We start from the raw sequence: 24,595 nt of genomic DNA, 5'->3' as shown, positions 1-24,595 counted from the left end.
TCATCATGTATTTAAAAACAACATACCTCCTTTTAGTTGCCCTCTTCGCTTTACTCTTGGGTAATCCGGCATTTGCACAGCAAAACGGCAGCATTCAGGGAAAAATTACAACCTCCGACGGCCTGCCTGCAGTTGATGTAAGCATCGGCCTTAAAAACAAAAACCAAACCACTGCTACTGATGAGCAGGGCACTTACAAGCTTACTAAAATAAAGCCCGGCAAATATGTGCTAAGGGCAAGCGCCATTGGCATCAATACGCAAGAAAAAGACATTACTGTTGTAGCTGGCGAAACCTTAAATATCGATTTTGTACTTTCAGAGAACAGCGAAAACTTAAAGGAAGTAACCATCAGCGGCAGCAAAAAAAACAAGTATGCCGTAAAAAGCAGCGATTACGTAGGCAAAATGCCTTTAAACAATTTGGAAAACCCACAGGTTTACACCACTATTTCTAAAGAGGTGATGGCAGACCAACTGGTTTTCTCTGTTGACGATGCTACCCGTAATGCAACAGGTATCCAAAAAATGTGGGAAGCTACCGGTCGCGGTGGCGATGGTGGCGCCTATTACAGCTCAAGAGGCTTCATTATGCAAGGCAAGTTAAGAAATGGCATTGCAGGTAATGTAACCAGTCGCGTAGACGCTGCGAATCTAGAGCGCCTCGAAGTGATCAAAGGTCCATCGGCTACCCTATTTGGCAGTACATTGACCTCTTATGGCGGCTTGATGAACAGGATTACCAAAAAACCTTATCAAGGTTTGGGTGGCGAAGTAAACTATGCCGTTGGCAGCTACAATTTTAATCGTGTAAGTGTTGATTTCAATACACCTATTGATAAAAAAAATGAAATCTATGCCCGTGTAAATGCAGCCTATAACTACAACGGAACTTTTCAGGATAATGGATTTGACAAAGGCTTTTTTATTGCCCCAAGCCTTTCTTACAAAGTAAACGACAGGTTAAGTTTTCAGTTTGATGCCGAATTTGCCAATGGAACCAATATTGGAAGGCCTGTAATCTTCTTTTATTTCCCGACTGCCGATTTAGGCGTGACCAGGGCAGATGAAGCTGGTTTGGATTATAAAAAATCGTACTACAGCAACGACTTGACCCAAAAATATAAATCGAGCAATTTCTTTGCACAGGCCAATTACAAAATCAGCAAAAACTGGACTTCACAAACCAATTTTACAAGTACATACAGTTTTTCTAATGGCCGCAGCCCTTATTTCTTCTTGGTGCCGAACAACTACCCTGCTTTGGGAAATCCAGGTGCTGGACCAGGATCGGACCTATTGTCAAGAGCAGATCAATCTACCGACAATAGCAAAATTAATGTATGGGAAATTCAGCAAAACTTTAACGGCGATTTCAATATTGGCTCGTTGAGAAACAGGCTGGTTGTTGGCTTGGATTTCTTCCGCCAGAACTCAGATCAGATCTTCTACTCTATCGATACCTACGACTTGATCAGAAAAGATGGAAATTCGCCTACCTATGGCAACTTTAACGAACATAACCTCGCCAACTATTATGCAAGCTTAAGCAATGTTCCGAGATACCCAATTGGCATCAGATCGAATACTTACAGTGTTTTTGCATCGGATGTAATTAACCTCAGCGACAGGTTGATGGCATTGGCCGCCTTAAGGGTAGACCGTTTTGACAATAAAGGCAATTTTGACCGTGCAGGCAATCAAACTAGTCCGGGCTATAAGCAAACTGCCTTCTCTCCAAAATTTGGATTGGTTTTCCAACCGGTTAAAGATCAGGTTTCGCTTTTTGCCAATTACCAAAACAGTTTCAATAACGTTGATGGAAGAAGTAAAACCGGCGTCGCTTTCAAACCTGAACAAGCCAATCAAATGGAAGGTGGCGTAAAACTTAACGCTTTTGGCAACAAATTAAGCGGTACATTCTCGTATTACTACATCAAGGTAAAAGACATTTTGAGGCCTGATCCTGCCGATCAGAATTTCAGTATCCAAAATGGCACAAAAATCAGCAAAGGCATAGAGGCCGAAATCATTGCCAATCCTATAGAAGGCTTTAACATTATAGCTGGCTTTTCTTATAACGACAACAAACTGGTTAACGCTACGCCAGATGTAGAAGGCCGCAGAGATGCTTATTCTATGTCTCCTTATGCCGCCAATTTATGGTTAAGCTACAAGTTGATGAATGGTACGATGAAAGGCTTTGGTGTAGGTGTTGGCGGCAACTATGCCAGCGATAACAAAATTGTAAACAGTGCTACCATGGGCCAGTTCATTTTGCCTGCCTATACCGTATTGAACGCGAGCTTATTTTACGATCATACCCGATACAGGATTGGGGTGAAAGCCGACAACTTTACCAATGAAAAATATTGGATTGGCTATGGCACCATGAACCCGCAACAGTTAAGAAGCTATACCGGAAGTATTGCTTATAAATTTTAAACTTATCTAAAAACATACAATGCGTTTAAAATTATTTTACCTATTCCTAGCTTCCCTGATTGTCTTTGCCGGAATGCCTGCATTTGCACAACAAAGCGGAGGCATTAAAGGCAAGATTACTACTGCCGATGGACAGCCTGCTTCTTTTGTGAGCGTAGGCCTGAAAAACAAAAACCAAAGTACCGCTACCAATGAAAGCGGCGAGTATAGTTTTACCAAAGTAAAAGCCGGAACTTATACCTTAAAAGTGAGTGCGGTTGGCATCAATACACAAGAAAAGAGCATCACCGTGGTTGCCGGAGAAACGGCAATATTAGATTTCGTGCTGACCGAAAACAGCCAGGTATTGAAGGAAGTTTCTATCCAAACCCGAAAAAACAAATATAAAATCAGCACACCATCTTCTAGCCTGAGGCTAAACGAGCCTGTTCTAGAAGCGCCTCAAAACATCCAGATTGTAAGTGCCGATGCCATTGCCGATCAACAGATCATCAGCATGAGCGACGGCTTGATCCGCAATGTGAGTGGTGCCGTAAGGTTAGAGCACTGGGGTGATTTATATACCAACATTAACATGCGAGGTTCTCAGATCCAAGCCATGCGCAACGGCTTTAACGTGGTAGCCTCGTTCTGGGGTCCTTTAACCGAAGACATGAGCTTTGTTGATCATATCGAATTTGTAAAAGGCCCAGCCGGCTTTATGCTGGGCAGTGGCGATCCGAGCGGCATGTACAATGTAGTAACCAAAAAGCCCATGGGCACTAACACCGGCGAAGTAGGCTTTACCTTGGGGAGTTACGATTTGTACCGAACAACAGTTGACCTTGATCGCAAGATAACGGCTGATGGCAAGTTGTTGTTCAGGCTCAATACCGCTGTACAAAACAAAGGCAGCTTTAGGCCTTTCGAGCAAAACGACCGTTATAGCTTTGCCCCTTCGTTGAGCTACCAAATTACCAATAGCACCAAATTTACGGCTGAGTATGCCTTGCAAAATGCAAAAATGACCGAGGTAGGTTCTTACTACGTATTCGGTACCGATCAATATGCAAAAGTGGGACCTAAGTTTACCATGACCCAACCAGGCGTTGATCCGACCCGCATTAAAGACCATAGCTTATTTTTAAACCTAACCCAAAACCTGGGCGACAAGTGGAAGATTACCGCGCAGGCGGCATACTTCAAATACCTCCAAACCGGTACCAGCTCATGGCCTTCAAAGGTGAGCAGCAACGGCGACGTAATTAGAAACGTAGCCATTTGGGATGCCGAAAGCACCATGAAACTGGGTCAGCTGTTCATCAACGGCGAGGCCAAAACCGGAAGCATTACCCACCGCATTTTGGCTGGGTTTGACGGTGGCAAGAAAGAATACTTTGCCGATTGGGGCCAATCGCACGATTTGGACCTACCTTCTTCTCCATTTAATATCTATCAGCCGAATTATGGTTACCCAACCAATGGCTATCCGAACTTTAATCGCGAGCAAAGCGTAAAAGAAAGAGCAATTGCCATTGGAGGCCTAATGGATCAAAAATACCTGAGTGGTTATGTACAAGAGGAACTGGGCTTTTTTAATAATAAGGTTCGCCTCACCTTGGCTGGCCGTTATACCTATGTGAACCAATCGTCGTGGGGCAATCCTTCGGATAAGGCAGACAGATTTACGCCACGTGTAGGCTTAAGCGTTTCGATAGACAAAAACACTGCTGTTTATGGAGTGTACGACCAAGCTTTTATCCCACAAAGTGGCATTTTGCGTAGCGGAGGCACCCCCGACCCAATTACCGGTACCAACACTGAATTTGGCATTAAAAGAGACTGGTTTGATGGCAAATGGAACACTACGCTTTCGGTGTATAGGATATTGAAACAGCACGAACTCATTACCGACCCTACCAATGGTACCCGTCCTGATGGCTCTAAAGAAAACTACAGCGTACCCCTGGGCGAAAAAAGGGCACAAGGAGTTGAATTCGACCTTAGGGGTGAGATTTTATCTGGCCTAAAGCTCATCGCCAACTATGCCTATACCGATGGCAAGGTAACTGAGCTGACCCCTGGCGTACAAGGCATTGCCGTTGGTGATATTGTTCCAGGCTTTGCCAAACATGTAGCCAATAGCTGGTTAAGCTACGACATACAAAGTGGCGTGTTAAAAGGCGCTGGTGCATCGGCGGGCTTTACTTATCAAGCCGGTAGAGCAACAGATACCTGGAGTGCTGGCTTACAAAAGCTGCCTAATTATTTCAAGCTTGATGGCGGTATTTTTTATGGCAGAAACAAGATCAGGGTTACGGCAAATGTATTCAACATTTTAGACCGTTATTTATACTCTGGCTCGTACTACTCATGGCTCAATGCCTACTACTGGCAAGCCGAAGCTCCAAGAAACTACAGATTAAGTATTGCCTATAAATTTTAAACCTCATGATGATGAAAAAAATATCTCTACTCTTAGTGCTCCTAACCATGAGCATCGGCAGTGCTTTTGCACATGCGCTTTGGATCGAAACTGCCTCTACCGGCAAAAAAGGACAAACCCAGGAAGTGAAAATCTTCTTTGGCGAGTACGAAGAAAATGCCCCCGACTCAGCTGCTAAATGGTTCAGCAACCTGAAGGATTTCAGTTTGGTGCTTACTGCGCCAAACGGCACCACCAAAATTTTAAAGGCAACAGCCGATGTGCATTTCTTTAAAACCAGCTTCACGCCTGATCAGGATGGCACTTATACCCTTTCTGTTGTGCACGAAGTAAAAGACATTTATGAAAATGCAAAAATCGAGTACTATGCTTTTGCGCATGTAGCCGTAGGCAATGCCGCAAAAATCAATGTTGCTTATCCTACAAACGCTTTGTTTACTATTCAGCCATCGCAGGCAAGCAGCAAAGCAGGCGCATCGGTTCCACATCAGGTAGTATATAACAAAGCACCATTTGCTTCACAAAAGTTAACAATTGTTGATCCTGAAAGAAAAAAACAAGAACCGACAACAGATGCCAATGGCAAGTTTGATTTTAAACCGACCCAAAAAGGAAATTACTTTTTAGAAGCCTTTAAAGAAGATGCTACACCAGGAGAACTCGACGGCAAAAAATATGAAAAGGTTTGGCATGTAGTTACCTATTTTGTACAAGCGCAATAACCTTTTTCAATCCTATTAATGTTTCGACCAATTGGCCTTAAGGGGCTGATTGGTTCTTTTGTAAAACCATGACCACAACAAAGCCAGCTTCAAACAAAACGAAAAAATCACGCTTTAGGCGCGTAAGCGACTGGCTACACCTATGGCTGGGCCTGTTTTCGGGTATTATTGTGTTTATTGTGGCGATAACTGGCTGTATTTATACCTTTCAGGTAGAAATAACAGAGTGGATCCATCATGACGAAATATTCGTGAAACCTCCTGCAAAGGCACAAACCCTGCCCTTAAGCCAATTGCAAAAAGAAGCAGAAAAAGCCTTGGGCATTAAAGTTGGCTTTGCAGAAACCTACCAATCACCAGATCGCGCCTGGATATTTGGCACTTACAAAGCGGGCAACCCCGATGCTTTTTTCTATTTCGATTCGATAGATTATTACAAAGTGGCCTTGGTTAATCCTTACACCGGAAAAGTCAATTTGGTAAAGGACTACAAGTACGACTTTTTCAATGTCATCAAATTTATCCATTGGAGCCTGTTGATCAACCATCCGATCGGGCAACAGGTTGTAGGCTGGTCTACTTTTATCTTTGTGATCTTGCTCATTACCGGAATGATCCATTGGTGGCCGAAAAACTTCAAAAAATCCAACCTGGATAAAAGCTTCAAGGTAAAATGGAAAGCAAAATTTAAGCGCCTTAACTACGATCTGCATAATGTTCCGGGCTTTTATGCCATGCTTGTTTGTTTGATCTTGGCATTCACCGGAATGGTTTGGGCATTCCAATGGTTTCAGAATACGATATACGTGGTGGCTTCGCAAAGCATTACTCCGCCCGAAGTGAAGACCTTCAAATCAGACAGCACGCAAGTTAGGGCAACGACCGATCCTTTCGATATTGCCTTTAACGAAGCGCGTAAAATGTTGAAGGGTGTAGATCGCATTTCCATCAGCCCCGCTGCCGATAAAGACGGAACCATTTCTGTCTCTGGCATTAGGGGGATAGAAACCTATTACGACTATGATGTGCTGCAATTTGACCAATACACAGGCAAATTCATCAACCGCAGAAATTACGATGAGCAAAATGCTGGCGAAAAACTAATCGGTTTGAACTACGACATCCATGTGGGTGCCGTTTTGGGCCTGACCGGAAAAATAATGGTCTTTTGTGCCGGTTTAGTAGCGGCAAGCCTGCCTATAACCGGTTTTATCATTTGGCTGGGCAGAAAGAAAAAAACAAAGAAACCAAAAACAACAAGTCTGGCATAAATGCTTGGCAAACAAGAAATAAAAATAATATACTCAAATCAATAAATAACTCAAGATGAAAAAGTTACAACTACTATTTGCGCTCGTGCTCCCGGTTTTAGGTGCATCGGCACAATCAAAAATCGATCAAGACCGCGAAGCCATTAAATCATTGGCTGGTTTTTATAAAGTAACCTTCAACTATGCAGAAACCTTTTCGCCAGACGACGATTACAAGTTTCACGAAAGACACCGTTCATCGGCCAAAGAATGGGCAGTAATTTTAGAAGATTCGCCAAAGAAAATCGTGATCCAGCATTTGTTGGTAATGAGGGGCGACAGCATGATCATTAAGCACTGGAGAGAAGATTGGACTTACGAAGATCCACAAATCTTGGTGTACGATAAAAACGATACCTGGAAAAAAGTAACCTTAAGCGCTAATGACACCAAAGGCAAGTGGACCCAAAAAGTTTATCAAGTTGATGATAGTCCGCGCTACCAGGCAATTGGTACGTGGGTACACGTAGATGGCAAGCACCAATGGCAAAGCAATTCAGATTCGCCGTTGCCTCGCCGCGAATACACCGAACGTAACGACTATAACGTACTCAACCGTGGCAATACGCTTTATTTAACTCCGAAAGGCTGGATGTTTGAGCAAGACAACAAAAAAATTGTGCGCAACGAAAGTGGCGACAAATTATTGGCGATGGAAAAAGGCATGGAAGAGTTTGTAAAAACCGATCCAAAATCATTTGGCTATGCCCAAACCTGGTGGAAACAACAGCAAAATTTCTGGAAAGATGCCCGCGATACCTGGGATTCTATTTTTGCAGAAAACAATGTGATCAAGTTGACACCTAAAGTAGACAACAAATTATTGTATGAGCAGTTTTTTGCCCTTGGCGATCAATCGGTAAAAGAAAACTGGAGTTCAGACAAAAACAAAGAAGGCATCAGAAAAATCATTTTGGCTTATTTAGCTAAAGGATAACGATTGTTTCCCGTCATTGCGAGGAGTAGACGAAGCAATCTCTCTTCGTTTTCCCAAACCTCGAAATTTGATACAACGAAGCCCCGAAAAATTTTTCGGGGCTTCGTAATGAATGACCTTTAGATTCCCCTGTAGGCGTTCCCCTCAGCTTATGGGTATTTATACTTCCGTTTCGTATATTGCAGGTACAAAACTCTCTTGCTGGCATGAAAAAAATCTTAATCGCTGCTTTGTTGCTCTGTAGCTGCAGTGTCTTTGCACAAGACCTCAAATATGCCCGTAAAACTTTAGAAAAGTTAACGGCTCCAGCCTTTTGGGGTCGAGGCTATACCAAAAACGGCATGGGCAAGGCAGCTGATTTTATCGAATCTGAATTCAAGTCTTTTGGGCTACAACCCATGGATGGCAAAGATTTTAAGCAGTCCTTTTTATTCTCGGTTAATACTTTCCCCGGCAAAATGGAAGTAAAAATCAATGGCAAAACCTTGATTCCGGGAAAAGACTTTATTGTAGGGCAAGCCAGCCAAGGCGTTGTGGCAAAGGCAAGCCTAACCCAAGATGATAGCACCCACTTCATCGCCAAGGCAGAAAGAATTGTAATAAGCCTGCAAGACAAACTCACTTGGTCTGTAGCGCAAAAGGTAAACGATTATACCGAGATCATGGTCAAAAAATCTGCCCTCACACAAATGCCCCAAACCCTAGAAGCAAATATTGAAAATGTTTTTGTCCCTGATTTTAGGGCCAGCAACATCTGCGCCATGGTAAAAGGCACCAGCAAACCCGATTCAATTTTATTGATTACTGCCCATTACGATCATTTAGGAGGCATGGGCACCGATACCTATTTCCCCGGGGCCAATGACAATGGCAGCGGCGTTTCCTTTCTCTTGAGCCTGGCCAAATACTATGCCGCCCATCCACAAAAATATACCATGGCTTTTATCTGTTTTGCCGGAGAAGAAGCCGGTATTTTAGGTTCTAGGTATTTTACCGAAAACCCATTGGTAGACCTTAAAAAAATCCGTTTTTTAATTAATGTGGATATGGTGGGCACTGGCGAAACGGGAGCTACAGTAGTCAATGCTACGCAATACCCCAAAGAGTTTGCCCTGCTCAACCAAATCAACGATTCTGGCCATTTTTTGGTTAAGATCAACCCACGAGGCAAAGCAGCCAACAGCGACCACTACTTTTTTACCGAAAAGGGGGTGCCTGCTTTTTTCTTGTACACCCAGGGAGGAATTGCCGCTTATCACGATGTATTCGACCAGCCCAAAACCCTGCCCTTTACAGTATACGAGAATTTGTTCAAGCTTTTCACCGGCTTTAACAAGGCGCTGATGAATTAATCGGCCTGTCATCCTATTGTTTAAGTTCTGTTGCCTGTTAAACAAATGCAATTGCTTATTGTTAATTTGGCAAAAATTTAAATATGGCCTTACTCTTCACTCCGCTCCGCCTTAAAAACATTAGCCTAAAAAATCGAATTGTCGTATCACCCATGTGCGAGTATTCGGCAACAGATGGTTTTGCCAACCAATGGCATTTGGTACATTTAGGCAGCCGTGCGGTTGGAGGTGCTGGACTTATCCTTACCGAAGCAACAGCTGTTTCACCAGAAGGGCGGATTTCTATTGCCGATTTGGGGATATGGAAAGACGAACACATCGCCAAACTCAAGGAAATTACAGATTTTATCCATGCCAATGGCGCTATTGCAGGCATTCAATTGGCGCATGCCGGTCGCAAGGCCAGTTTCGATATCCCCTGGCAAAACCCCAAGCAACTCGACGAAGCTAATGGAGGCTGGCCAACGGTGGCGCCAAGTGCACTTCCTTTTAACCCTACAGATAAAACGCCTCTAGCCTTAGATGAGGCAGGCATTGCCAAAGTAAAATCAGATTTTAAAGCCGCAGTTCAAAGAGCCATACAGGCAGGCTTTGAAGTAATCGAAATCCATGCGGCACACGGCTATTTATTGCATCAGTTTTTGTCGCCTCTTAGCAACAAGCGCAGCGATGAGTATGGTGGCAGCTTTGAAAACCGGATCCGTTTATTGCTCGAAGTAGTTGGGGCCGTACAAGAAGTTTGGCCTGCAGAAAATCCTTTGTTTGTGCGCATCTCGGCTACCGACTGGGTTGATGGTGGCTGGAACGAGGAAGAATCTGTTCGCTTATCGGCTTTGCTTAAGGCACAAGGAGTTGATTTGGTAGACACCTCTTCTGGTGGACTGGATCTGGCACAACAAATTCCGTTACAGCCAGGTTATCAGGTACCTTTTGCCAAGGCCATTAAACAGCAGAGCGATATCGCAACGGGAGCCGTTGGCCTGATTACCGAAGCCGAACAGGCCGAAACTATTTTGCAAAACGGAGAAGCAGATCTGATCTTTTTGGCCAGAGAGCTGCTGAGAGATCCTTATTTCCCGCTGCACGCCGCTTTTAAGCTTGGGGTCGATATCAAATGGCCGTCGCAATATGAACGTGCAAAACCCCGTTTAAATTAAATATTAAGCTTATCTTGGTCTAAAAATTATACGGCCGTTGGTGTTCTCCACTAACGATTTGATTTAAAAACTGATGAATGAGGCTTGTTGGTGAAAAACGCCGACAAAAGCAAGTTAATAGCATACACCAATGAAAAAATCCGTCCTAAAGAGCGCAATCATTTTTAAATTCTGTGCCGTTCTGTTCTTTGTTGTCATCCTTTCCTGCAAAAAGGAAAAGACCTCTATTAACCTACCGCTTTCTGGGCCTAATCAGGACTTTTATGTATTGGCCGATAACAATGTATTGGCCAAGTATAATGCCCAAAACATCAAGACTTCGTCGGGCAAGGTAACCATAACCGGTATTGGTGCTACAGAAAACCTCCTTACCATCGATTTTAGGCCAGCCACAGGCGATTTATATGCCATTAGCAGTGCGAGTAAGCTTTATATTATTAATTTGAGTACCGGAAGAGCCACGGCTGTTGCAGAGGCTTTTACACCTGCCATTTCTGGTACGGTAATCAGCATGGATTTTAACCCTGTAGCCGATGAGATCAGGCTGGTAAGCAATACTGGTCAAAATTTGCGCATCAATCCAGAAACTGGAACCGTAACTGCTACAGATACCAATATTAGTGGCGGGGCGGTAATGGGCATCGCCCATACCAATAGTGTGGCTGGAGCCACTACAACAGACCTGTATGATATCGATCCAACAGCCAAGGTTTTATACAAACAAAATCCAAACAATGGTACCTTGACTAAGGTGGCAGATTTGGGGTTTGCCGTAGGCGACAATGTAAGCTTAGACATTTCGCCCAACAGTAAAAATGTACTAATGATAGGTAAATTGGGCAACGATCTTAACTTATACAGTATTGAGTTAGACAGAAACCTAACCAAATTGGCCGGCATTTTTAAAGACATCAGCACTGTGCGTGGCATTGCCATTCCAAGCAGTCCGGCAGCTTATGCCATAGGCCTCGATGCGAACAACGTAAGCAACTTGCTTATCTTTAATCCTACAGCCGCAAAATCAACGGCCGTTATCGTTAGCAAGCCCATTACAGGCCTACAAAGCGGAGAAACGATATTAGGCATAGACATGAGGCCACTAAACGGGCAGGTTTATGCTTTGGGCAGCAGCAACAGGCTATATACAATTAACCTAGGCACGGGAGCACTCACGCAAGTGGGTTCGGGCACTTTTGCAGCGGCCTTGTCTGGCACCAGCTTTGGCTTCGACTTTACGGCGCAGGATGATGCAATTCGTGTGGTAAGCAATACCGCACAAAACCTGTTGATCAATCCACGTACTGGGATTGTTACTGCTCAGCCACCTTTAACTGTTACAGGAGGTGGAACACCAGTTGCAAGCGCAGCGGCCTATAGCAGCAACTTAACGGGCACTACCATTTCGCCCAAGCTTTACATTATAGACCAGATAGCAAAAAAACTCTATAGCCAAGACCAGGTTTCGGGGATCTTAACTGCCATTGGCGATTTAAAAATAGAAGGAGAAATTTTGGCAACCAACGGATTTGATATTGGCAACAGCAATATTGGTGATGCCGCTTATGGTATTTTTACGGTGGCTACAAAAACCAAGCTGTATCAGGTCAACCTATCTTCGGGAGCAATTACTACAAATGATACGATGCTCGAATTTTCGCAAAGCATAACAGGATTTACTTTAGGCCGGAGGCTCTAATTTTTTAAAACATTTTCCCTTATTTTTGATTTATAATTAAAAACTAGATCATGTTCGATAAATTAATGGCTGCCCAGCAAAAGGCAGACGAAATTAAAAAAAGGCTGGATACCGTTTCTGTATTTGGCGAGGTGGAAGGCGGCGCCATCCGCGTTACGGCAACTGCAAACAAAGCCATCACAGCCATAGCAATTGAAGAAGAATTTTATAAACAGGCTGATAAAGAGGAGCTCGAAGAACTGCTCTTAACAGCAATAAACAAGGCCCTGCAACAAGCTGATCAAGTAAGCGCTACAGAAATGCAGGCGGCTACCAAAGACATGCTAGGCGGCTTAGGCGGTATGTTTGGTGCTTAAGATCAAATAAAGCTAAAAGGCAGAAGGGTAATTGGTAAAACCTGTCCAAGTCTCACATCTCAATTCTCAATACCACAAAAAATGAAATATACGTATTATGGCCAATCGTGTTTCTTGCTAGAAACAGAAGCCGGAAAAAAATTCTTGTTCGATCCTTTTATTAGCCCCAACCTATTGGCTAAGCATATCGATATGACCAAAATAGAAGCTGATTATATTTTGGTAAGCCATGGTCATGGCGACCACGTAGCCGACTTGGTTACTTTAGCCAAACAAACCAAGGCACAGGTAATTGCCATGCCCGAAGTAATTGGCTGGGCAGGCAAACAGGGCATTGAAAATGTGCATCCCATGAATTTTGGCAAGCACACTTTCGACTTTGGAAAAATACGCATGGTTTGGGCTACCCATTCTGCCGGACTTCCCGATGGAAGCTATGGTGGCAACCCTGCAGGTTTCGTCCTGGAATTAGACAGCAAACAAATTTATTTTGCTGGCGATACCGGCTTAACCATAGAAATGAAGTTATTGGCCGAGCTCTATAAATTAGATTATGCCATATTACCAATTGGCGGTAACTACACCATGGATGTAGACGATGCGGTAATTGCTTCGAACTACATCAATTGCGACAAGGTAATCGGTGTACACTACGATACCTTCCCAGTAATTGCCATAGATTCCCAAACGGCCGTAGAAAGCTTTAAACGGGCCCACAAGACATTATTATTGCCTGCAATAGGTGAAACTATCAGTCTATAAGAAAAGCAAAGAAAAAGGCTCCCGATTTGATCGGGAGCCTTTTTCAATTAAACCTTAAATTAATAAAACCAATATGACTTAGTTTTTCTTTGCGGCTGCTTTATTGGCTTTATAGCGCATGTCTGCAGTTCCATCTTTTTTAGTTGGGCCTGCAACAGGTGCTGCTTTAGCCGCTTTGTTAGCTTTATAACGCATATCTGCAGTTCCGTCTTTTTTGGTTGGACCAGCAACAGCAGGAGTTGCAGCTACTTTTTTAACCTCTTTTTTGGCAGTTGCAGGAGCAGTAGTTTTAACTGTAGCTACTTTTTCGTCTGCTTTTTTAACCTCAGTTTTGGCTTTTGCTTTTGCAGCTGAAGCTTTTTGTGCTGCCGGAGCAGCAGTTTGTGCGAAAGTGGTGCTTACACCTAATAACGCGATTGCAATAAGACCTAATAATTTTTTCATGATGCTCATTTTTTGTTTTAATGCCATGAAGCTTCTTTATGCAGAGGTTCCATGTCTTCCATTTTGTTGATGTAAAATTGTTTTATTAAAATGAAGATTAAATGAAGTTAATCATTTTATTCCTGAAGTAAAATAGCAATCGACAAGGAATATTCCATCGCTACTGGCTCGCCCAATTCGGTACCCGGAATCCATTTGCCCAATGACAAGCTCAATACTTTTAGTACCTCTCTCTTCAGCTTTGGATGGATATTTTGTGAGGAAACAATATCTTCTAACTGTCCGTCTTTGGTAACCGTAAATGTCAAGGTAATTCTGGCCGGCACTTTTTCTTTTTCCAGGTTGGTTGGGTATTTAAATTCTTTGGCAAAAAGCTGATGAAAGGCACCGATGCCTCCTTTGTAGCCAGGTTCTGTTACTACTGCTGTTTTGGCTACGCTATTGCCCTCGGCATCAAAATAAGCACTATCAGTGAGCAATCCATTATCGGCATAAGTCTCTTTTAAAGCAGGTTTGCCATTTTCATAAAACATGCGCCAGTTCCCTGTTTTTTTCCCGCGACTATAACGCCCCTCTTTCCTCACGTGTCCATTATTCCAATAGAGGCGGTAAGTGCCATGCAATGTACCCCAGGCATAATTGGCCTTTTCGTGAACCTGCTCTCCGGCAAAAAAGATTTTCCATTCGCCATACCTATAGCCTTTGTCAAAATCTCCGGTTTCCTTCAATTTGCCGTTCTCATAAAAAGCATACGGACCTTTTCTTTCGCTCAGCTTCTCGTCGCCATAGCTGATGCTTTCTTTTAGCTCATCCTTTTTATCATACATCTTTACTACCCAAAGACTGTCTTGATGCACTACTTCCTTTCGCCACTTAGAACGCAAAGGATCTTTGTTATAACCAGGGTTCGAATAAATGAGCGTGGTGTCTTGTTGAGCGGAGGCAAGTGTGCCAAACAATAAAAAGAGAGTAAATAAAAAATGTGTTTTCATAATACAATCGATTAGCGATTCGACCGAATAATTTTTAAAGAAATGACGAGATAGCTACACTTCCCAATTCAATATAAATCTACCGAATTATTTCACAGTAGACAATAAATAGATGTTTTGGTTTAGTAGAGGCAGTAAATTTTATTGGAATATTAGGCCCAGCATCTACTTTTTTGCCAAGGCCGTTTGCAGAGCTCTATTAAGTGTACTTTTTCATCACTTTATGCTAAATTTAATAGGAATATGATAGTTTACGCGTATATTTTTGCCGTACAATTTCCCTGGAATCCATTTTGGTGAAAGTCTCATTACTCTAAGGGCTTCACTATCTAGGCTTGGGTATAATGTCTTACTTACCTTAATATTTTCAATTGTACCTACTTCAGTAATTACAAACGAAAGTTCGACTGTTCCTGTTATGCGCTCATTCACAGCATCAGCAGGATATCTTACTTTTTCTGCCAAGAACCCATAGAACTTATTTATTCCTCCAGGAAAAGATGGTGGTGATTCGATCTCTTTAAGAACGGTTTTATTTCCTAAAGAATCTAAATAAAGTCCATCTTCTAGTTTCGAATCATTGCTATATTTTTCTTTGATCGCAATTTTGCCACTGTCATAATAGGCAATCCACTCTCCTACTTTTTTCTCTTTTTTGTAGTTGCCGGTTTTTTGTGCATTGCCATTTGACCAATAAGAAGAATAGGGTCCGTCTAAGGTATCCCTTACATAGGTTTCTGTTGCCTTTACCCTGCCCGATGTATCATAGCGAATAAAGTTCCCTTCTCTCGTATTGTTTAAGTAAATCCCTTTTAAAACAGGCTTGCCATCCCTATATTCTAAATACTGCCCATGTTTGATGGTTAAGGCTTGATCGAAATAAGTCTCTCTTTTCTGGATGACATTAAGCTTATCGTAGGTAAGAAAAACGTAACTATTGCTGTCTTTCTGAAATACTTTGAGTATCTGTACAGCTTTTTTGGGATCAACCTGTTTAAAGCTGGCATCCACATACATGGTTGCCGTATCTGTTTGCGCAAACAATGGCACCGAATAAAGTAACAAAATAAATAATAAGAGCTTTTTCATTATGTTAATCGTATTTCCTTGTGCTTGTTGGTGTTCCTCACCAACAAGCTATATAATTGTCATGCCGGATTTTGATCCAACATCTTTTTTAAAGAGGTTGCTTCGTCACTAACGTTTATCGCAATGACGAATTGTAGTTCAAGATGACGATTGGCAGTTGAGAACACCAATCATGGTTCCTTAATGTGCCGCCAACCAGTTATCTCCTTCCCCAATTTCGATTTCGATGGGCACCTGGGTTTTGATAGCTGTTTTCATGCGGTTGGCAATAATCGCCTTCATCTGTTCCACTTCTGTCCTTACCACATCAAACACCAACTCATCATGTACCTGCATCGTCATTTTAGATTGGAGTCCCTGCGCTTTGATGTCATGGTGGATATTGATCATCGCAATCTTGATCAGGTCGGCTGCAGAACCTTGTATCGGCGCATTAATGGCATTTCGTTCGGCATAGCTCCTTACAGTGGCATTGGCCGAGTTAATGTCTCTCAGGTATCTTCTCCTGCCCATAATGGTTTCTACAAATCCGTTCTCACGGGCAAAGTTCATCGTATCGCTCATGTAGCGCTTGATGCCTGGATATTGAATAAAATACTGCTCGATAATTTCGGCAGCTTCCTTTCGTGGAATATTCAAGTTTTGCGAAAGGCCAAAAGCCGATTGTCCGTAAATAATACCAAAGTTTACAGCTTTTGCATTTCGACGCTGATTAGAATCCACCTCTTCAATACCTATTCCATATACCTTGGCCGCTGTAGCGGTATGAATATCAATTCCTTTGCTAAAGGCATCGAGCATGTTCTCTTCCTTGCTGATTTCGGCAATGATGCGCAGTTCAATTTGTGAATAATCGGCCGATAACAAGATATGGTCTGCATCTCTGGCAATAAAAGCCTTGCGCACTTCGCGCCCGCGCTCGGTACGGATAGGAATATTCTGCAGATTGGGGTTATTGGAACTCAATCTTCCCGTAGCGGCCACCGCTTGGTTATAGCTGGTATGCACACGTCCAGTTTTGGGATTTACCAGCAAAGGCAAAGCATCTACATAGGTAGATTTTAGCTTTTGCATCTGGCGGAAATCTAAAATATCCTGAACAATATCGCTCTTGTGGGCTAACAATGTCAACACATCTTCGCCAGTTTGATATTGTCCGGTTTTGGTCTTTTTTGCCTTCGGATCTAATTTCAAATGGTCGAAAAGCACTTCGCCCAATTGTTTTGGCGAAGCAAGGTTAAACTTTAATCCGGCCTTGTCATAAACCCTTTGCTCGGCTTTGATAATTTCTTCCTGTAGTTCGCTCGAATAGGTTCTTAAGGTATCCATATCAATCCTTACCCCTTCTTTTTCCATATCGGCCAGCACATAAATCAGCGGGTTTTCTATTTCTGCCGCCAATTTCTCCGCATTGCGTTCTTTGAGCATTGGCCTAAAAACATTGGCCAATTGCAGGGTTACGTCGGCATCTTCAGCCGCATAATCCACTACGTCTGCTACAGGCACATCGCGCATGGTTCCTTGGGCTTTTCCCTTGGCGCCAATCAGTGAAGTGATCGAAATCGGAGTATAGCCCAGGTAATTTTCAGACAGGATATCCATGTTATGGCGGGTATCCGGATCAATAAGGTAATGCGCCAACATGGTATCGAACAGTACGCCTTTCACTTCTATGCCGTACCATTTGAACACCAACATATCATACTTAATATTCTGGCCAATTTTGGCGATCTGCTCATTTTCGAGCACCGGTCTAAACTCTTCTAAAATAGCCTGTGTGATCGCTTTATCTTCTGGTACCGGAATGTAATAACCCTCGCCAGGAATAATCGAGAATGACAACCCAACCAGTTCTGCAAGATTCGCATCGGTTCCAGTAGTTTCGGTATCGAACGAGATGCTTTCTTGCTTTAGCAAGGCATCAATCAGTTCTTTTCTGGCTTCCGGTGTGTCTACCAGGATGTAATTATGCGGCGTATTGCCGATGTTTTTGGCATCAATCGGTGTATCAAACAGCGAAGGCTGTGCAGTAACCTTTGCCTCAGCAGCAGCCGTAACCATGATGTCATTGCCAAACAGATCTTTTTGGCCACTTGGCACTGCTTTCGCTTCGTTTACGTTAAACTCATCTCCAAATACCCTTCGGCCAATTGTCCTGAATTCGAGTTCAGCAAACAAAGGTTCCAACAACTCGCGACTAGGTTCTTCCAATTGCAAGGCGGTTTCATCAAAGGCAACTGGCACATTTAAGATAATGGTAGCCAATTTTTTAGAAACCAATCCCTGGGCAGCAAAGTTTTCTACGTTTTCCTTCTGCTTGCCCTTGAGCTCATGCGAATTGGCAATGATGTTTTCCATGCTGCCATATTGCTTGATCAATGCTTTTGCCGTCTTTTCGCCAATACCCGGAATGCCGGGAATATTATCAACAGCATCGCCCCAAAGGCCCAGGATATCAATTACCTGTTCTACTTTTTCAATTTCCCACTTGGCCAATACTTCTTTCACGCCTAAAATTTCCATTTCGTTGCCCATGCGTGCAGGCTTATAAATGAAAATATTGTCAGACACCAATTGGGCAAAATCCTTATCTGGCGTCATACAAAAAACCTGAAACCCTTGGCGTTCGGCTTCTTTAGCCATAGTTCCAATGATATCGTCGGCTTCGTAGCCATCAAGTGTAATTACCGGAATATTAAACCCTTCGATAAGCCTAAAAATATAAGGCAAGGCTTTCGACAGGTCTTCGGGCATGGCCTCGCGGTGTGCCTTGTAGGCTTCGAAATCGGTATGTCTTTCTGTAGGTGCTTCGGTATCGAAAACTACCGCAATATGGCTAGGCTTTTCCTTTTTGAGCACCTCGAGCAGGGTATTGGTAAAGCCCATTACTGCCGAAGTATTTACGCCGCCCGAAGTAAAACGGGGGTTCTTGCTTAACGCAAAATGTGCTCTGTAAATGAGCGCCATTCCATCTAAAAGGAAAAGTTTCTTGTCCATTGGTTTGTTGTTAGTAGCATAAAGGTACTAATAGTCTGCCTATCCTTTAAGGCCAATATTATTTTTCTTTTCTCCTTATGAAATCTGACCTTTATAAGCATCTATAAATTAAAAGACTATGAAAAAAACCTTACTCCTCCTATTTTTTGCTATTTCCCTCACGGCCAAGGCCCAATTGCCAGCAACAGAATTGTTTAACCAAATTAGGTTCAGCGGGCTTACCGGCGAAGAAAAAGCCGATTATGGAACAGCTGATCATCCTATTCCTTCTGGGGCTTTCAAAAATATTGCAGACAAGCCTAAAATGCAGCTCCAAATGTTCAAGCTTACCAACAGCTATCGTTGGCCAAATGGCGAAAAACTGAATTTCTCTGCCAGACATAGCACAGTAAACAAAAACGGAAGCGGAATGGTAGATGTGTATACCTTAACCAGACAGGGCAGCAAAGATACCATTAGGCTTTATGTTGACCCTTACCAGGAAGCATCTACCTATTTTGTGCCAAAAGGATTGGTTCCGCTGTCGAAAGAAATTTTGGCCAAAGAGATGGCTCCAGCTGTTAAGATTGTGGAGGAACTTGAGCAGGCTCCCGATGCATCGATATTAAAAGAACAGGCGGCCACGTTGCTTCAATATCTTTCGCAAAATATCGGCACTGCTCCTTTTATCGATCAAGAAGAACTAAAGCCTTTGCTAAGCGACCAAGAAGCGGCTGTCGAGCTGAAGGGCTATTTGATGCGTTGCTACATATTCGGCAAATTTTACGCTTATGCCAAAGATTTACCTAAACCAAAGGAATATGCCCTCAACAAAGTGAAAACTGCATTTGGAAAGTTTGTAGTACTTCATCCCGATGTTAAAACGGGCAACCTAAAAGAATTGCTTAAATAATCAAAGCCTTTTATTGGTGTTCTCCACCAACAAACTAGGATCACAAGAGATCAAGCATTAGGGTTTTAACTAGTGTTGTTTTGGAGCGCTTGTATTGAAGAAGATGAAAGGTAGTCCTGCTTTCCGCTGTATCTTTTTGCCCAAAAGCAAAAAGGATGACGCTCCAATCAGGGCTATTTTAACTGAGGTTGTGCACATAGCAACAGAGTCCCTGCCTCCTAAACCCGATTGGAAGCGATAGTTTTGAGCAGAGCGAAAAACTTTAGCAAAAAGCGGGACTGCCAGTCAAATGGAAAGCTGTTTTTGCTTTCCCATAAATCATCAAAACCGCAAACTGAAAATTGCCAAACTGTTTTTATAACAAGCACAAATAATTTACGTTATTTGTGAACATGAAAGCTTTTAAATTCTTTTTGCTACTGTTGTTGGCCAGCGCCAAGCTTTGGGCCCAAGACGTGGTTTTAATTAGCGAGGGCAATTTTGTTCGTGGCGTAATCAAAGGCACCAATTACAGTTCGGTAGCCATTATGCAAGACGACCAGACTTTGGTGCAATACCAGGCCAAAGACATCAAGTCGTTTGTTTGGAATGGCGAAACCTACGACAGCAAACCGATCATTGCAAAGAAAAAAGCCGAATACCGATTCTTTAAGCTGGTAGAAATCGGCGCCGTCAATCTTTACTCTTATGGCGACAAAGGAGTAACGGAACAAGCGCCACAATCAAGACCCAAGGTTAGGCCTTCTTTTGGCGTAGGTTTAGGTTCTGGCGGATTTGGAGGAGGCATAGGTGGGGGCATTACCTTTGGCGGTGGTGGCCGAAGAAACGACGAGGTGGCAAACAATGGCCCTAAAGGCAAAGTGAGCTACTTTATCGAAAAACCTGGCACGGGCCCGATGCAGGAAATTTCTTTAGATGCCGGAAAAATCACCACAACAAGGGCCGTTCTCTTGCAAAAGCTAAGCAACGACGAAGACTTGGCCCAGCGCATCAATGCTACCGAAAGCTTCGATGGCAAAAGTTTGGCTGCTTTTATCAGGGCCTATAATGAAATGCATAAGTAGGTTTAGTCTTAAGTCCTAAAGTCGGTAGTCCTAAGTATAGAGTTTGGAGTAGGGAGTTTGGAGTGGGGAGCTGGAATTCAATTACAAGTTGAATAAGCTAATTTTTGTTTAAAAATTTTTCAGGATTATTCATCATATATACCAGCAGTTTTGCTATTTCTTCTGATTGTAAATCTAAAGATGTAAACTCAATTGCTGAGATATATTCACAAGATTGCGCAAACTGCAACCACGTCTGCGTTTCCCCATTTTCCATATCTGCATCAGACAATTTACTGATAAAGTGGTTGGGGATATCTGCGCTTTCGATAAGCTTCGGCTAGATTAGCACATACACTTCTGGACGATCTTCTTATCTGATCTGTTAAGCTATATCGTTCTTCTGAAGGGAAACGCTTAGAGATATTGAATATCTCCATTGAAAGTGCAAAAGCTTTCTGATAAACAAGAAGATCCTTTAAGGTACCCATCCTTAAATCTAAAGCTTTTGCTATTCATCTCCAAACTCTAAACTCCGCGCTCCACATTCGAAAGCTCGTCCCAGTACTCAACAGCTCTTCTGTAATGCGGAATAACGATAGAGCCACCTACCAAGTTGGCGATCATGAAGATTTCGTTCATCTCGTCGTTGTTTACGCCTTCATTATGGCATTTTTCTAAATGATATTTAATGCAGTCGTCGCAACGCAATACCATCGACGCTACCAAGCCCAGCATTTCTTTTGTCTTTACATCTAAGGCACCGGCTGCATAACTGGTGGTATCTAATGCAAAAAACCGCTTGATATTGGTATTGGCAGTTTCCATTATCCTATCGTTCATTTTGCTGCGATAGCCGTTAAATTCTTCTACTAACTTTCCCATGAATATGTATGTTGATTGTTGAACAGGGATACAAATTAAATCTCAATCAAGGGATCCCAAAACACCTTTTTAAAATCTTTTACTTTATCGTTTTCTACTCTTATGCCTTCTTTTTCCAGCAGTTCCTGCATCAGTGAAGGAGGCGAGAAGTGGAATTTTCCGGTAAGCAATCCGCTGCTGTTTACCACGCGGTGTGCAGGCACCTTGGGCTTCGACGCGCCTGCATGCAGCATTGCGTGGCCTACCATACGCGAAGACTTGGCTGCCCCCAGGGCTTTGGCTATAGCGCCATACGAAGTTACGCGCCCTTTTGGAATGAGCCGAACTACTTCATAAACCTGGTCATAAAACGAATCGTCCATTAGCTGAATGAAAATTGAATATAATTGATGTTTTTATCGTGCTTTAAATATATTCTTTCGTAATGTGTTTTGATAGATAAAACCTCGTCGGCAAACTCCGATTGGTAAAGGTGGTTGGTGTTTTTATGCGTCACCAAGCCTAGCTCTTCTACCTTTTCGCAGGTATAGCCGTAAAGCCCATCGTTATCGGTTTTTAAATTTACCTTTCCGCCAGGTCTTAACAAAATCCTATATTTTTCTAAAAAGCCGGGAAAAGTCAAACGCTTTTTCTCCCTGCTGATCTGTGGCTGCGGATCGGCAAAGGTAATCCATATTTCATCGATCTCTCCAGGGCCAAAATACTCCAGGATATCTTCAATTTGTATCCTTAAAAAGGCCAAATTCTGGATGCCTTCTTCTACGCCGGTTTTTGCGCCGCGCCATATGCGATTGCCCTTGAGATCTACCCCTATAAAATTCTTTTCCGGAAAGAGCTTGGCCAAGTTAACGGCATACTCGCCCTTGCCACAGGCCAGTTCCAAAACTATTGGATGGTCATTCTTGAAATGATCCGAAGCCCATTTCCCCTTCATTACTTTGCCCAAATGCAATTGGTATACGTTTGGAAAAGTGTCTATTTCTGAAAATTTTCTTAATTTATCTTTGCCCACTTACTGTAAATAAAAAACAAAAGTAAGGTTTTGGTTTCATTAGTCACGGCTAAGTTGGCGGATTAGTTTGCTGGCCAATAGTCCATGGCTGATGATCAATGGTCTTTTGTCTAAAGTTTCCACTTCTACCTATCGATTTCAAACCGTTTAATTGCCAACCAAAAATGACTGGTAGAAAATCACTAATTTCATTATTATCGTCAAAGTTTATACATTTACAAATAGATCATCAATTTTAACTATATGACCCTAGTACAGCTCGAATATATTGTTGCCGTTGACACCTACCGGAGTTTTGTAAGTGCCGCCGATAAATGTTTTGTAACCCAGCCAACCCTCAGTATGCAGGTGCAGAAATTAGAGGAGTTCTTAAACGTAAAAATATTCGACCGCAGCAGGCAGCCTATAGTACCTACCGAAATCGGTTCCCAAATTATTGCGCAGGCACGCATCGTACTGCAGGAAAACCAAAAAATAAAGGAAATCATCAGCAACCAGCAACAAGATGTTACCGGGGAGCTTAAAATAGGCATTATACCTACCATAGCTCCTTATTTATTGCCTGAGGTAATTGCATCGATGCTAGAAAAATATCCCGACCTCAAATTGCTGATCTGGGAGTACACTACCGAAGACATTATCCACCACCTCAAAACCGGTGTAATCGATTGCGGCATTTTAGCAACGCCATTGGTAGATTCCAACCTGAGTGAAACTCCGCTGTTTTATGAAAATTTTGTCAGCTACATCAGCAAGAACAGCAAGCTGTTTAAGAAAAAAGCCATCGAAGCCGAGGACCTTGAAGAAGAAAACATCTGGCTTTTAAACGAAGGCCATTGCATGCGTACCCAGGTATTGAACATCTGTCGCTCTACCAAAAACAACCGCCTGCAATCCTTAACCTATAACACTGGAAGCATAGAAACGCTGATCAGGATGGTAGATGTAAACGATGGCGCCACCTTGCTACCCGAATTGGCATTGGCCGATTTAAGCGTGAAGCAGCTCAATAAGGTTCGTTATTTTAAATCGCCTGAACCTGTACGCGAAATCAGTTTGGTTACACACAAAAACTACATTAAAAAACGAATGCTGAATGCCTTGCGCGAAGAGATCTTGGCCATCATTCCGAAAGCCATGAAACAACGCAAGAAAAAAGATGTAATCGGGATTTAGACCAACTGTTTTTGTTTTTTGCTAAAGAAGTTAAGTTTGACCGAAATAGCAATTGCAACCAGAAACAATCCTAAAGTCAATACGTCTATCAATGTAGAATTTACATCGGTTCCGGTAATTTTGTCTGCAAAGTATTTGATGAATGAAGCAGGCAGGTTTTGCTCGCCCAACTGGGCTTTTATCTGCCATTGCCAATCGGTAACCGGACAATAGCCCAAGCCAAACCAAATGCCTAAAATGGTCCAACAGCCCAGGGTAACCATGGCGAACCAAAAATGTAACCTACGGGTCTTTTGAGGGATCCAGCCAAAAAGGTTAAAACCTACGATGACTAGGTGGACAATTGTTAAAAGATAATCTAAAACAAGCAGCACAAGTTAGGGATTGTTGCCACTCTTCAAGCCTTCAATACCTACCACTTTTTCTTCTTCCTCTCCTTTTTTCTTTTTCTTTTTCTTGTTTGGGTCTATCCCGCTCAGGCGCTCTTCTACAATCGTGTTGTACTCGGTTACCTGCTCTGGCTTAAGCACGGCTTTGATGTTTTTGTTGGTTTCGTTTTGGATCTTAAAGAATTTGGTTTCGTCCTCTTCTTTAAAAGTCCCCGCCTGCTGCTTTTTGTACAGTCCCAATTGCTCTTTAGCCAATTCGTAGGCATAATTATACACCACGCTTCTTTGCGTAGGACTTAGTTTGAGGCGTTTGTCTAATTCCTCAATATTCTTTTTTGCCAATTCTTCTGCTGTAGGAATTTTTTGTGCTTTGCCAGTAAACACTAGGCCTAGAGCCAAAACAAGCATTAAAACCAATTTTTTCATAGCCGCAATTTATAAAATATTCATCGAAATATAAAAACAACAAAAAAGGCCGAACAATGCTCGGCCCTTTCTCTATGCTATTGCTTTAA

General features: G+C 42.7%; 24 protein-coding genes. 13 read left to right on the top strand and 11 right to left on the bottom strand.

Annotated features, from left to right (window positions below):
* The first annotated feature begins 5 nt into the window (after nt 1-5).
* The 10 genes from AC570H_RS18535 (at nt 6) to AC570H_RS18490 (ending at nt 13,161) form a co-directional block, all read left to right on the top strand.
* On the top strand, nt 6-2,444 hold the full coding sequence (locus AC570H_RS18535; RefSeq protein ID WP_497357598.1) for a TonB-dependent siderophore receptor: 2,439 nt from the start codon (nt 6-8) through the stop codon (nt 2,442-2,444).
* A gap of 19 nt (nt 2,445-2,463) precedes the next feature.
* On the top strand, nt 2,464-4,869 hold the full coding sequence (locus AC570H_RS18530) for a TonB-dependent siderophore receptor (protein ID WP_497357596.1): 2,406 nt from the start codon (nt 2,464-2,466) through the stop codon (nt 4,867-4,869).
* Between the two features lie 11 nt (nt 4,870-4,880).
* The gene (locus AC570H_RS18525; protein ID WP_497357594.1) at nt 4,881-5,591 is read left to right on the top strand and encodes a DUF4198 domain-containing protein; all 711 of its coding nucleotides are present in this window, start codon (nt 4,881-4,883) and stop codon (nt 5,589-5,591) included.
* A 68-nt stretch (nt 5,592-5,659) separates the two neighbouring features.
* Nucleotides 5,660-6,862 (top strand): PepSY-associated TM helix domain-containing protein, encoded by a 1,203-nt coding sequence (locus tag AC570H_RS18520; RefSeq protein ID WP_497357592.1) that lies wholly within the window; start codon nt 5,660-5,662, stop codon nt 6,860-6,862.
* Nucleotides 6,863-6,917: 55 nt separating this feature from the next.
* The gene (locus AC570H_RS18515; RefSeq protein WP_497357590.1) at nt 6,918-7,838 is read left to right on the top strand and encodes a DUF6607 family protein; all 921 of its coding nucleotides are present in this window, start codon (nt 6,918-6,920) and stop codon (nt 7,836-7,838) included.
* A gap of 206 nt (nt 7,839-8,044) precedes the next feature.
* On the top strand, nt 8,045-9,190 hold the full coding sequence (locus AC570H_RS18510; protein WP_497357588.1) for a M28 family metallopeptidase: 1,146 nt from the start codon (nt 8,045-8,047) through the stop codon (nt 9,188-9,190).
* An 83-nt stretch (nt 9,191-9,273) separates the two neighbouring features.
* Entirely contained in the window at nt 9,274-10,347 is a 1,074-nt protein-coding gene (namA, locus tag AC570H_RS18505; protein WP_497357586.1) for an NADPH dehydrogenase NamA, read from the top strand.
* 130 nt (nt 10,348-10,477) lie between these two features.
* Nucleotides 10,478-12,043 (top strand): DUF4394 domain-containing protein, encoded by a 1,566-nt coding sequence (locus AC570H_RS18500; protein WP_497357584.1) that lies wholly within the window; start codon nt 10,478-10,480, stop codon nt 12,041-12,043.
* Nucleotides 12,044-12,093: 50 nt separating this feature from the next.
* Complete coding sequence (locus tag AC570H_RS18495) at nt 12,094-12,399, top strand: YbaB/EbfC family nucleoid-associated protein (protein ID WP_497357582.1); 306 nt, start codon at nt 12,094-12,096, stop codon at nt 12,397-12,399.
* 81 nt (nt 12,400-12,480) lie between these two features.
* Nucleotides 12,481-13,161, top strand: coding sequence for a metal-dependent hydrolase (locus tag AC570H_RS18490; RefSeq protein ID WP_497357580.1), 681 nt, complete (start codon nt 12,481-12,483; stop codon nt 13,159-13,161).
* Nucleotides 13,162-13,239: 78 nt separating this feature from the next.
* Here AC570H_RS18490 and AC570H_RS18485 read toward each other — a convergent pair whose 3' ends face one another.
* From AC570H_RS18485 to polA, 4 genes are all read right to left on the bottom strand, one after another.
* A complete protein-coding gene (locus tag AC570H_RS18485; protein ID WP_497357578.1) occupies nt 13,240-13,605 on the bottom strand; it encodes a hypothetical protein in 366 nt (121 codons plus the stop codon).
* Between the two features lie 116 nt (nt 13,606-13,721).
* Complete coding sequence (locus AC570H_RS18480) at nt 13,722-14,597, bottom strand: energy transducer TonB (protein WP_497357576.1); 876 nt, start codon at nt 14,595-14,597, stop codon at nt 13,722-13,724.
* Nucleotides 14,598-14,813: 216 nt separating this feature from the next.
* Nucleotides 14,814-15,686 carry a TonB family protein gene (locus AC570H_RS18475; RefSeq protein ID WP_497357574.1) on the bottom strand — a complete coding sequence of 291 codons (873 nt, stop codon included), beginning with the start codon at nt 15,684-15,686 and terminating at the stop codon, nt 14,814-14,816.
* A gap of 180 nt (nt 15,687-15,866) precedes the next feature.
* Nucleotides 15,867-18,683 (bottom strand): DNA polymerase I, encoded by a 2,817-nt coding sequence (gene polA / locus AC570H_RS18470; protein WP_497357572.1) that lies wholly within the window; start codon nt 18,681-18,683, stop codon nt 15,867-15,869.
* Nucleotides 18,684-18,801: 118 nt separating this feature from the next.
* On the opposite strand from polA, the gene AC570H_RS18465 reads away from it, so the two are divergent.
* Complete coding sequence (locus AC570H_RS18465; protein WP_497357570.1) at nt 18,802-19,575, top strand: hypothetical protein; 774 nt, start codon at nt 18,802-18,804, stop codon at nt 19,573-19,575.
* A 392-nt stretch (nt 19,576-19,967) separates the two neighbouring features.
* Nucleotides 19,968-20,639 carry a hypothetical protein gene (locus tag AC570H_RS18460; protein ID WP_497357568.1) on the top strand — a complete coding sequence of 224 codons (672 nt, stop codon included), beginning with the start codon at nt 19,968-19,970 and terminating at the stop codon, nt 20,637-20,639.
* A gap of 97 nt (nt 20,640-20,736) precedes the next feature.
* Here AC570H_RS18460 and AC570H_RS18455 read toward each other — a convergent pair whose 3' ends face one another.
* From AC570H_RS18455 to trmB, 5 genes are all read right to left on the bottom strand, one after another.
* A complete protein-coding gene (locus tag AC570H_RS18455) occupies nt 20,737-20,895 on the bottom strand; it encodes a four helix bundle protein (protein WP_497357566.1) in 159 nt (52 codons plus the stop codon).
* Nucleotides 20,896-20,911: 16 nt separating this feature from the next.
* A complete protein-coding gene (locus tag AC570H_RS18450) occupies nt 20,912-21,058 on the bottom strand; it encodes a four helix bundle protein (protein ID WP_497359168.1) in 147 nt (48 codons plus the stop codon).
* Between the two features lie 88 nt (nt 21,059-21,146).
* Nucleotides 21,147-21,503 (bottom strand): carboxymuconolactone decarboxylase family protein, encoded by a 357-nt coding sequence (locus tag AC570H_RS18445; RefSeq protein WP_497357564.1) that lies wholly within the window; start codon nt 21,501-21,503, stop codon nt 21,147-21,149.
* 35 nt (nt 21,504-21,538) lie between these two features.
* The gene (locus AC570H_RS18440) at nt 21,539-21,865 is read right to left on the bottom strand and encodes an MGMT family protein (RefSeq protein WP_497357563.1); all 327 of its coding nucleotides are present in this window, start codon (nt 21,863-21,865) and stop codon (nt 21,539-21,541) included.
* Nucleotides 21,865-22,515 (bottom strand): tRNA (guanosine(46)-N7)-methyltransferase TrmB, encoded by a 651-nt coding sequence (gene trmB / locus AC570H_RS18435; protein WP_497357561.1) that lies wholly within the window; start codon nt 22,513-22,515, stop codon nt 21,865-21,867. Before trmB ends, AC570H_RS18440 begins: the two co-directional genes overlap by 1 nt.
* Before the next feature lie 243 nt (nt 22,516-22,758).
* Between trmB and AC570H_RS18430 the strand changes: the two genes are divergently transcribed.
* On the top strand, nt 22,759-23,691 hold the full coding sequence (locus AC570H_RS18430) for a hydrogen peroxide-inducible genes activator (protein ID WP_497357559.1): 933 nt from the start codon (nt 22,759-22,761) through the stop codon (nt 23,689-23,691).
* Here AC570H_RS18430 and AC570H_RS18425 read toward each other — a convergent pair.
* Nucleotides 23,688-24,065 (bottom strand): DUF2784 domain-containing protein, encoded by a 378-nt coding sequence (locus AC570H_RS18425; RefSeq protein WP_497357557.1) that lies wholly within the window; start codon nt 24,063-24,065, stop codon nt 23,688-23,690. The two genes, AC570H_RS18430 and AC570H_RS18425, sit on opposite strands and share 4 nt — an antisense overlap.
* Before the next feature lie 3 nt (nt 24,066-24,068).
* Nucleotides 24,069-24,506 carry a hypothetical protein gene (locus AC570H_RS18420; protein ID WP_497357555.1) on the bottom strand — a complete coding sequence of 146 codons (438 nt, stop codon included), beginning with the start codon at nt 24,504-24,506 and terminating at the stop codon, nt 24,069-24,071.
* Nucleotides 24,507-24,595 lie beyond the last annotated feature (89 nt).

Source organism: Pedobacter sp. B4419, from assembly GCF_059693725.1.
This window is presented reverse-complemented; position numbering and strand designations above follow the sequence as displayed.

What these genes read in the sequence shown, in the direction of transcription:
- AC570H_RS18535 (WP_497357598.1), top strand. Translation starts at nt 6, where the DNA reads ATGTATTTAAAAACAACATACCTCCTTTTAGTTGCCCTCTTCGCTTTA.
- AC570H_RS18530 (WP_497357596.1), top strand. Translation starts at nt 2,464, where the DNA reads ATGCGTTTAAAATTATTTTACCTATTCCTAGCTTCCCTGATTGTCTTT.
- AC570H_RS18525 (WP_497357594.1), top strand. Translation starts at nt 4,881, where the DNA reads ATGAAAAAAATATCTCTACTCTTAGTGCTCCTAACCATGAGCATCGGC.
- AC570H_RS18520 (WP_497357592.1), top strand. Translation starts at nt 5,660, where the DNA reads ATGACCACAACAAAGCCAGCTTCAAACAAAACGAAAAAATCACGCTTT.
- AC570H_RS18515 (WP_497357590.1), top strand. Translation starts at nt 6,918, where the DNA reads ATGAAAAAGTTACAACTACTATTTGCGCTCGTGCTCCCGGTTTTAGGT.
- AC570H_RS18510 (WP_497357588.1), top strand. Translation starts at nt 8,045, where the DNA reads ATGAAAAAAATCTTAATCGCTGCTTTGTTGCTCTGTAGCTGCAGTGTC.
- namA (WP_497357586.1), top strand. Translation starts at nt 9,274, where the DNA reads ATGGCCTTACTCTTCACTCCGCTCCGCCTTAAAAACATTAGCCTAAAA.
- AC570H_RS18500 (WP_497357584.1), top strand. Translation starts at nt 10,478, where the DNA reads ATGAAAAAATCCGTCCTAAAGAGCGCAATCATTTTTAAATTCTGTGCC.
- AC570H_RS18495 (WP_497357582.1), top strand. Translation starts at nt 12,094, where the DNA reads ATGTTCGATAAATTAATGGCTGCCCAGCAAAAGGCAGACGAAATTAAA.
- AC570H_RS18490 (WP_497357580.1), top strand. Translation starts at nt 12,481, where the DNA reads ATGAAATATACGTATTATGGCCAATCGTGTTTCTTGCTAGAAACAGAA.
- AC570H_RS18485 (WP_497357578.1), bottom strand. Translation starts at nt 13,605, where the DNA reads ATGAAAAAATTATTAGGTCTTATTGCAATCGCGTTATTAGGTGTAAGC.
- AC570H_RS18480 (WP_497357576.1), bottom strand. Translation starts at nt 14,597, where the DNA reads ATGAAAACACATTTTTTATTTACTCTCTTTTTATTGTTTGGCACACTT.
- AC570H_RS18475 (WP_497357574.1), bottom strand. Translation starts at nt 15,686, where the DNA reads ATGAAAAAGCTCTTATTATTTATTTTGTTACTTTATTCGGTGCCATTG.
- polA (WP_497357572.1), bottom strand. Translation starts at nt 18,683, where the DNA reads ATGGACAAGAAACTTTTCCTTTTAGATGGAATGGCGCTCATTTACAGA.
- AC570H_RS18465 (WP_497357570.1), top strand. Translation starts at nt 18,802, where the DNA reads ATGAAAAAAACCTTACTCCTCCTATTTTTTGCTATTTCCCTCACGGCC.
- AC570H_RS18460 (WP_497357568.1), top strand. Translation starts at nt 19,968, where the DNA reads ATGAAAGCTTTTAAATTCTTTTTGCTACTGTTGTTGGCCAGCGCCAAG.
- AC570H_RS18455 (WP_497357566.1), bottom strand. Translation starts at nt 20,895, where the DNA reads ATGGAAAATGGGGAAACGCAGACGTGGTTGCAGTTTGCGCAATCTTGT.
- AC570H_RS18450 (WP_497359168.1), bottom strand. Translation starts at nt 21,058, where the DNA reads ATGGAGATATTCAATATCTCTAAGCGTTTCCCTTCAGAAGAACGATAT.
- AC570H_RS18445 (WP_497357564.1), bottom strand. Translation starts at nt 21,503, where the DNA reads ATGGGAAAGTTAGTAGAAGAATTTAACGGCTATCGCAGCAAAATGAAC.
- AC570H_RS18440 (WP_497357563.1), bottom strand. Translation starts at nt 21,865, where the DNA reads ATGGACGATTCGTTTTATGACCAGGTTTATGAAGTAGTTCGGCTCATT.
- AC570H_RS18430 (WP_497357559.1), top strand. Translation starts at nt 22,759, where the DNA reads ATGACCCTAGTACAGCTCGAATATATTGTTGCCGTTGACACCTACCGG.
- AC570H_RS18420 (WP_497357555.1), bottom strand. Translation starts at nt 24,506, where the DNA reads ATGAAAAAATTGGTTTTAATGCTTGTTTTGGCTCTAGGCCTAGTGTTT.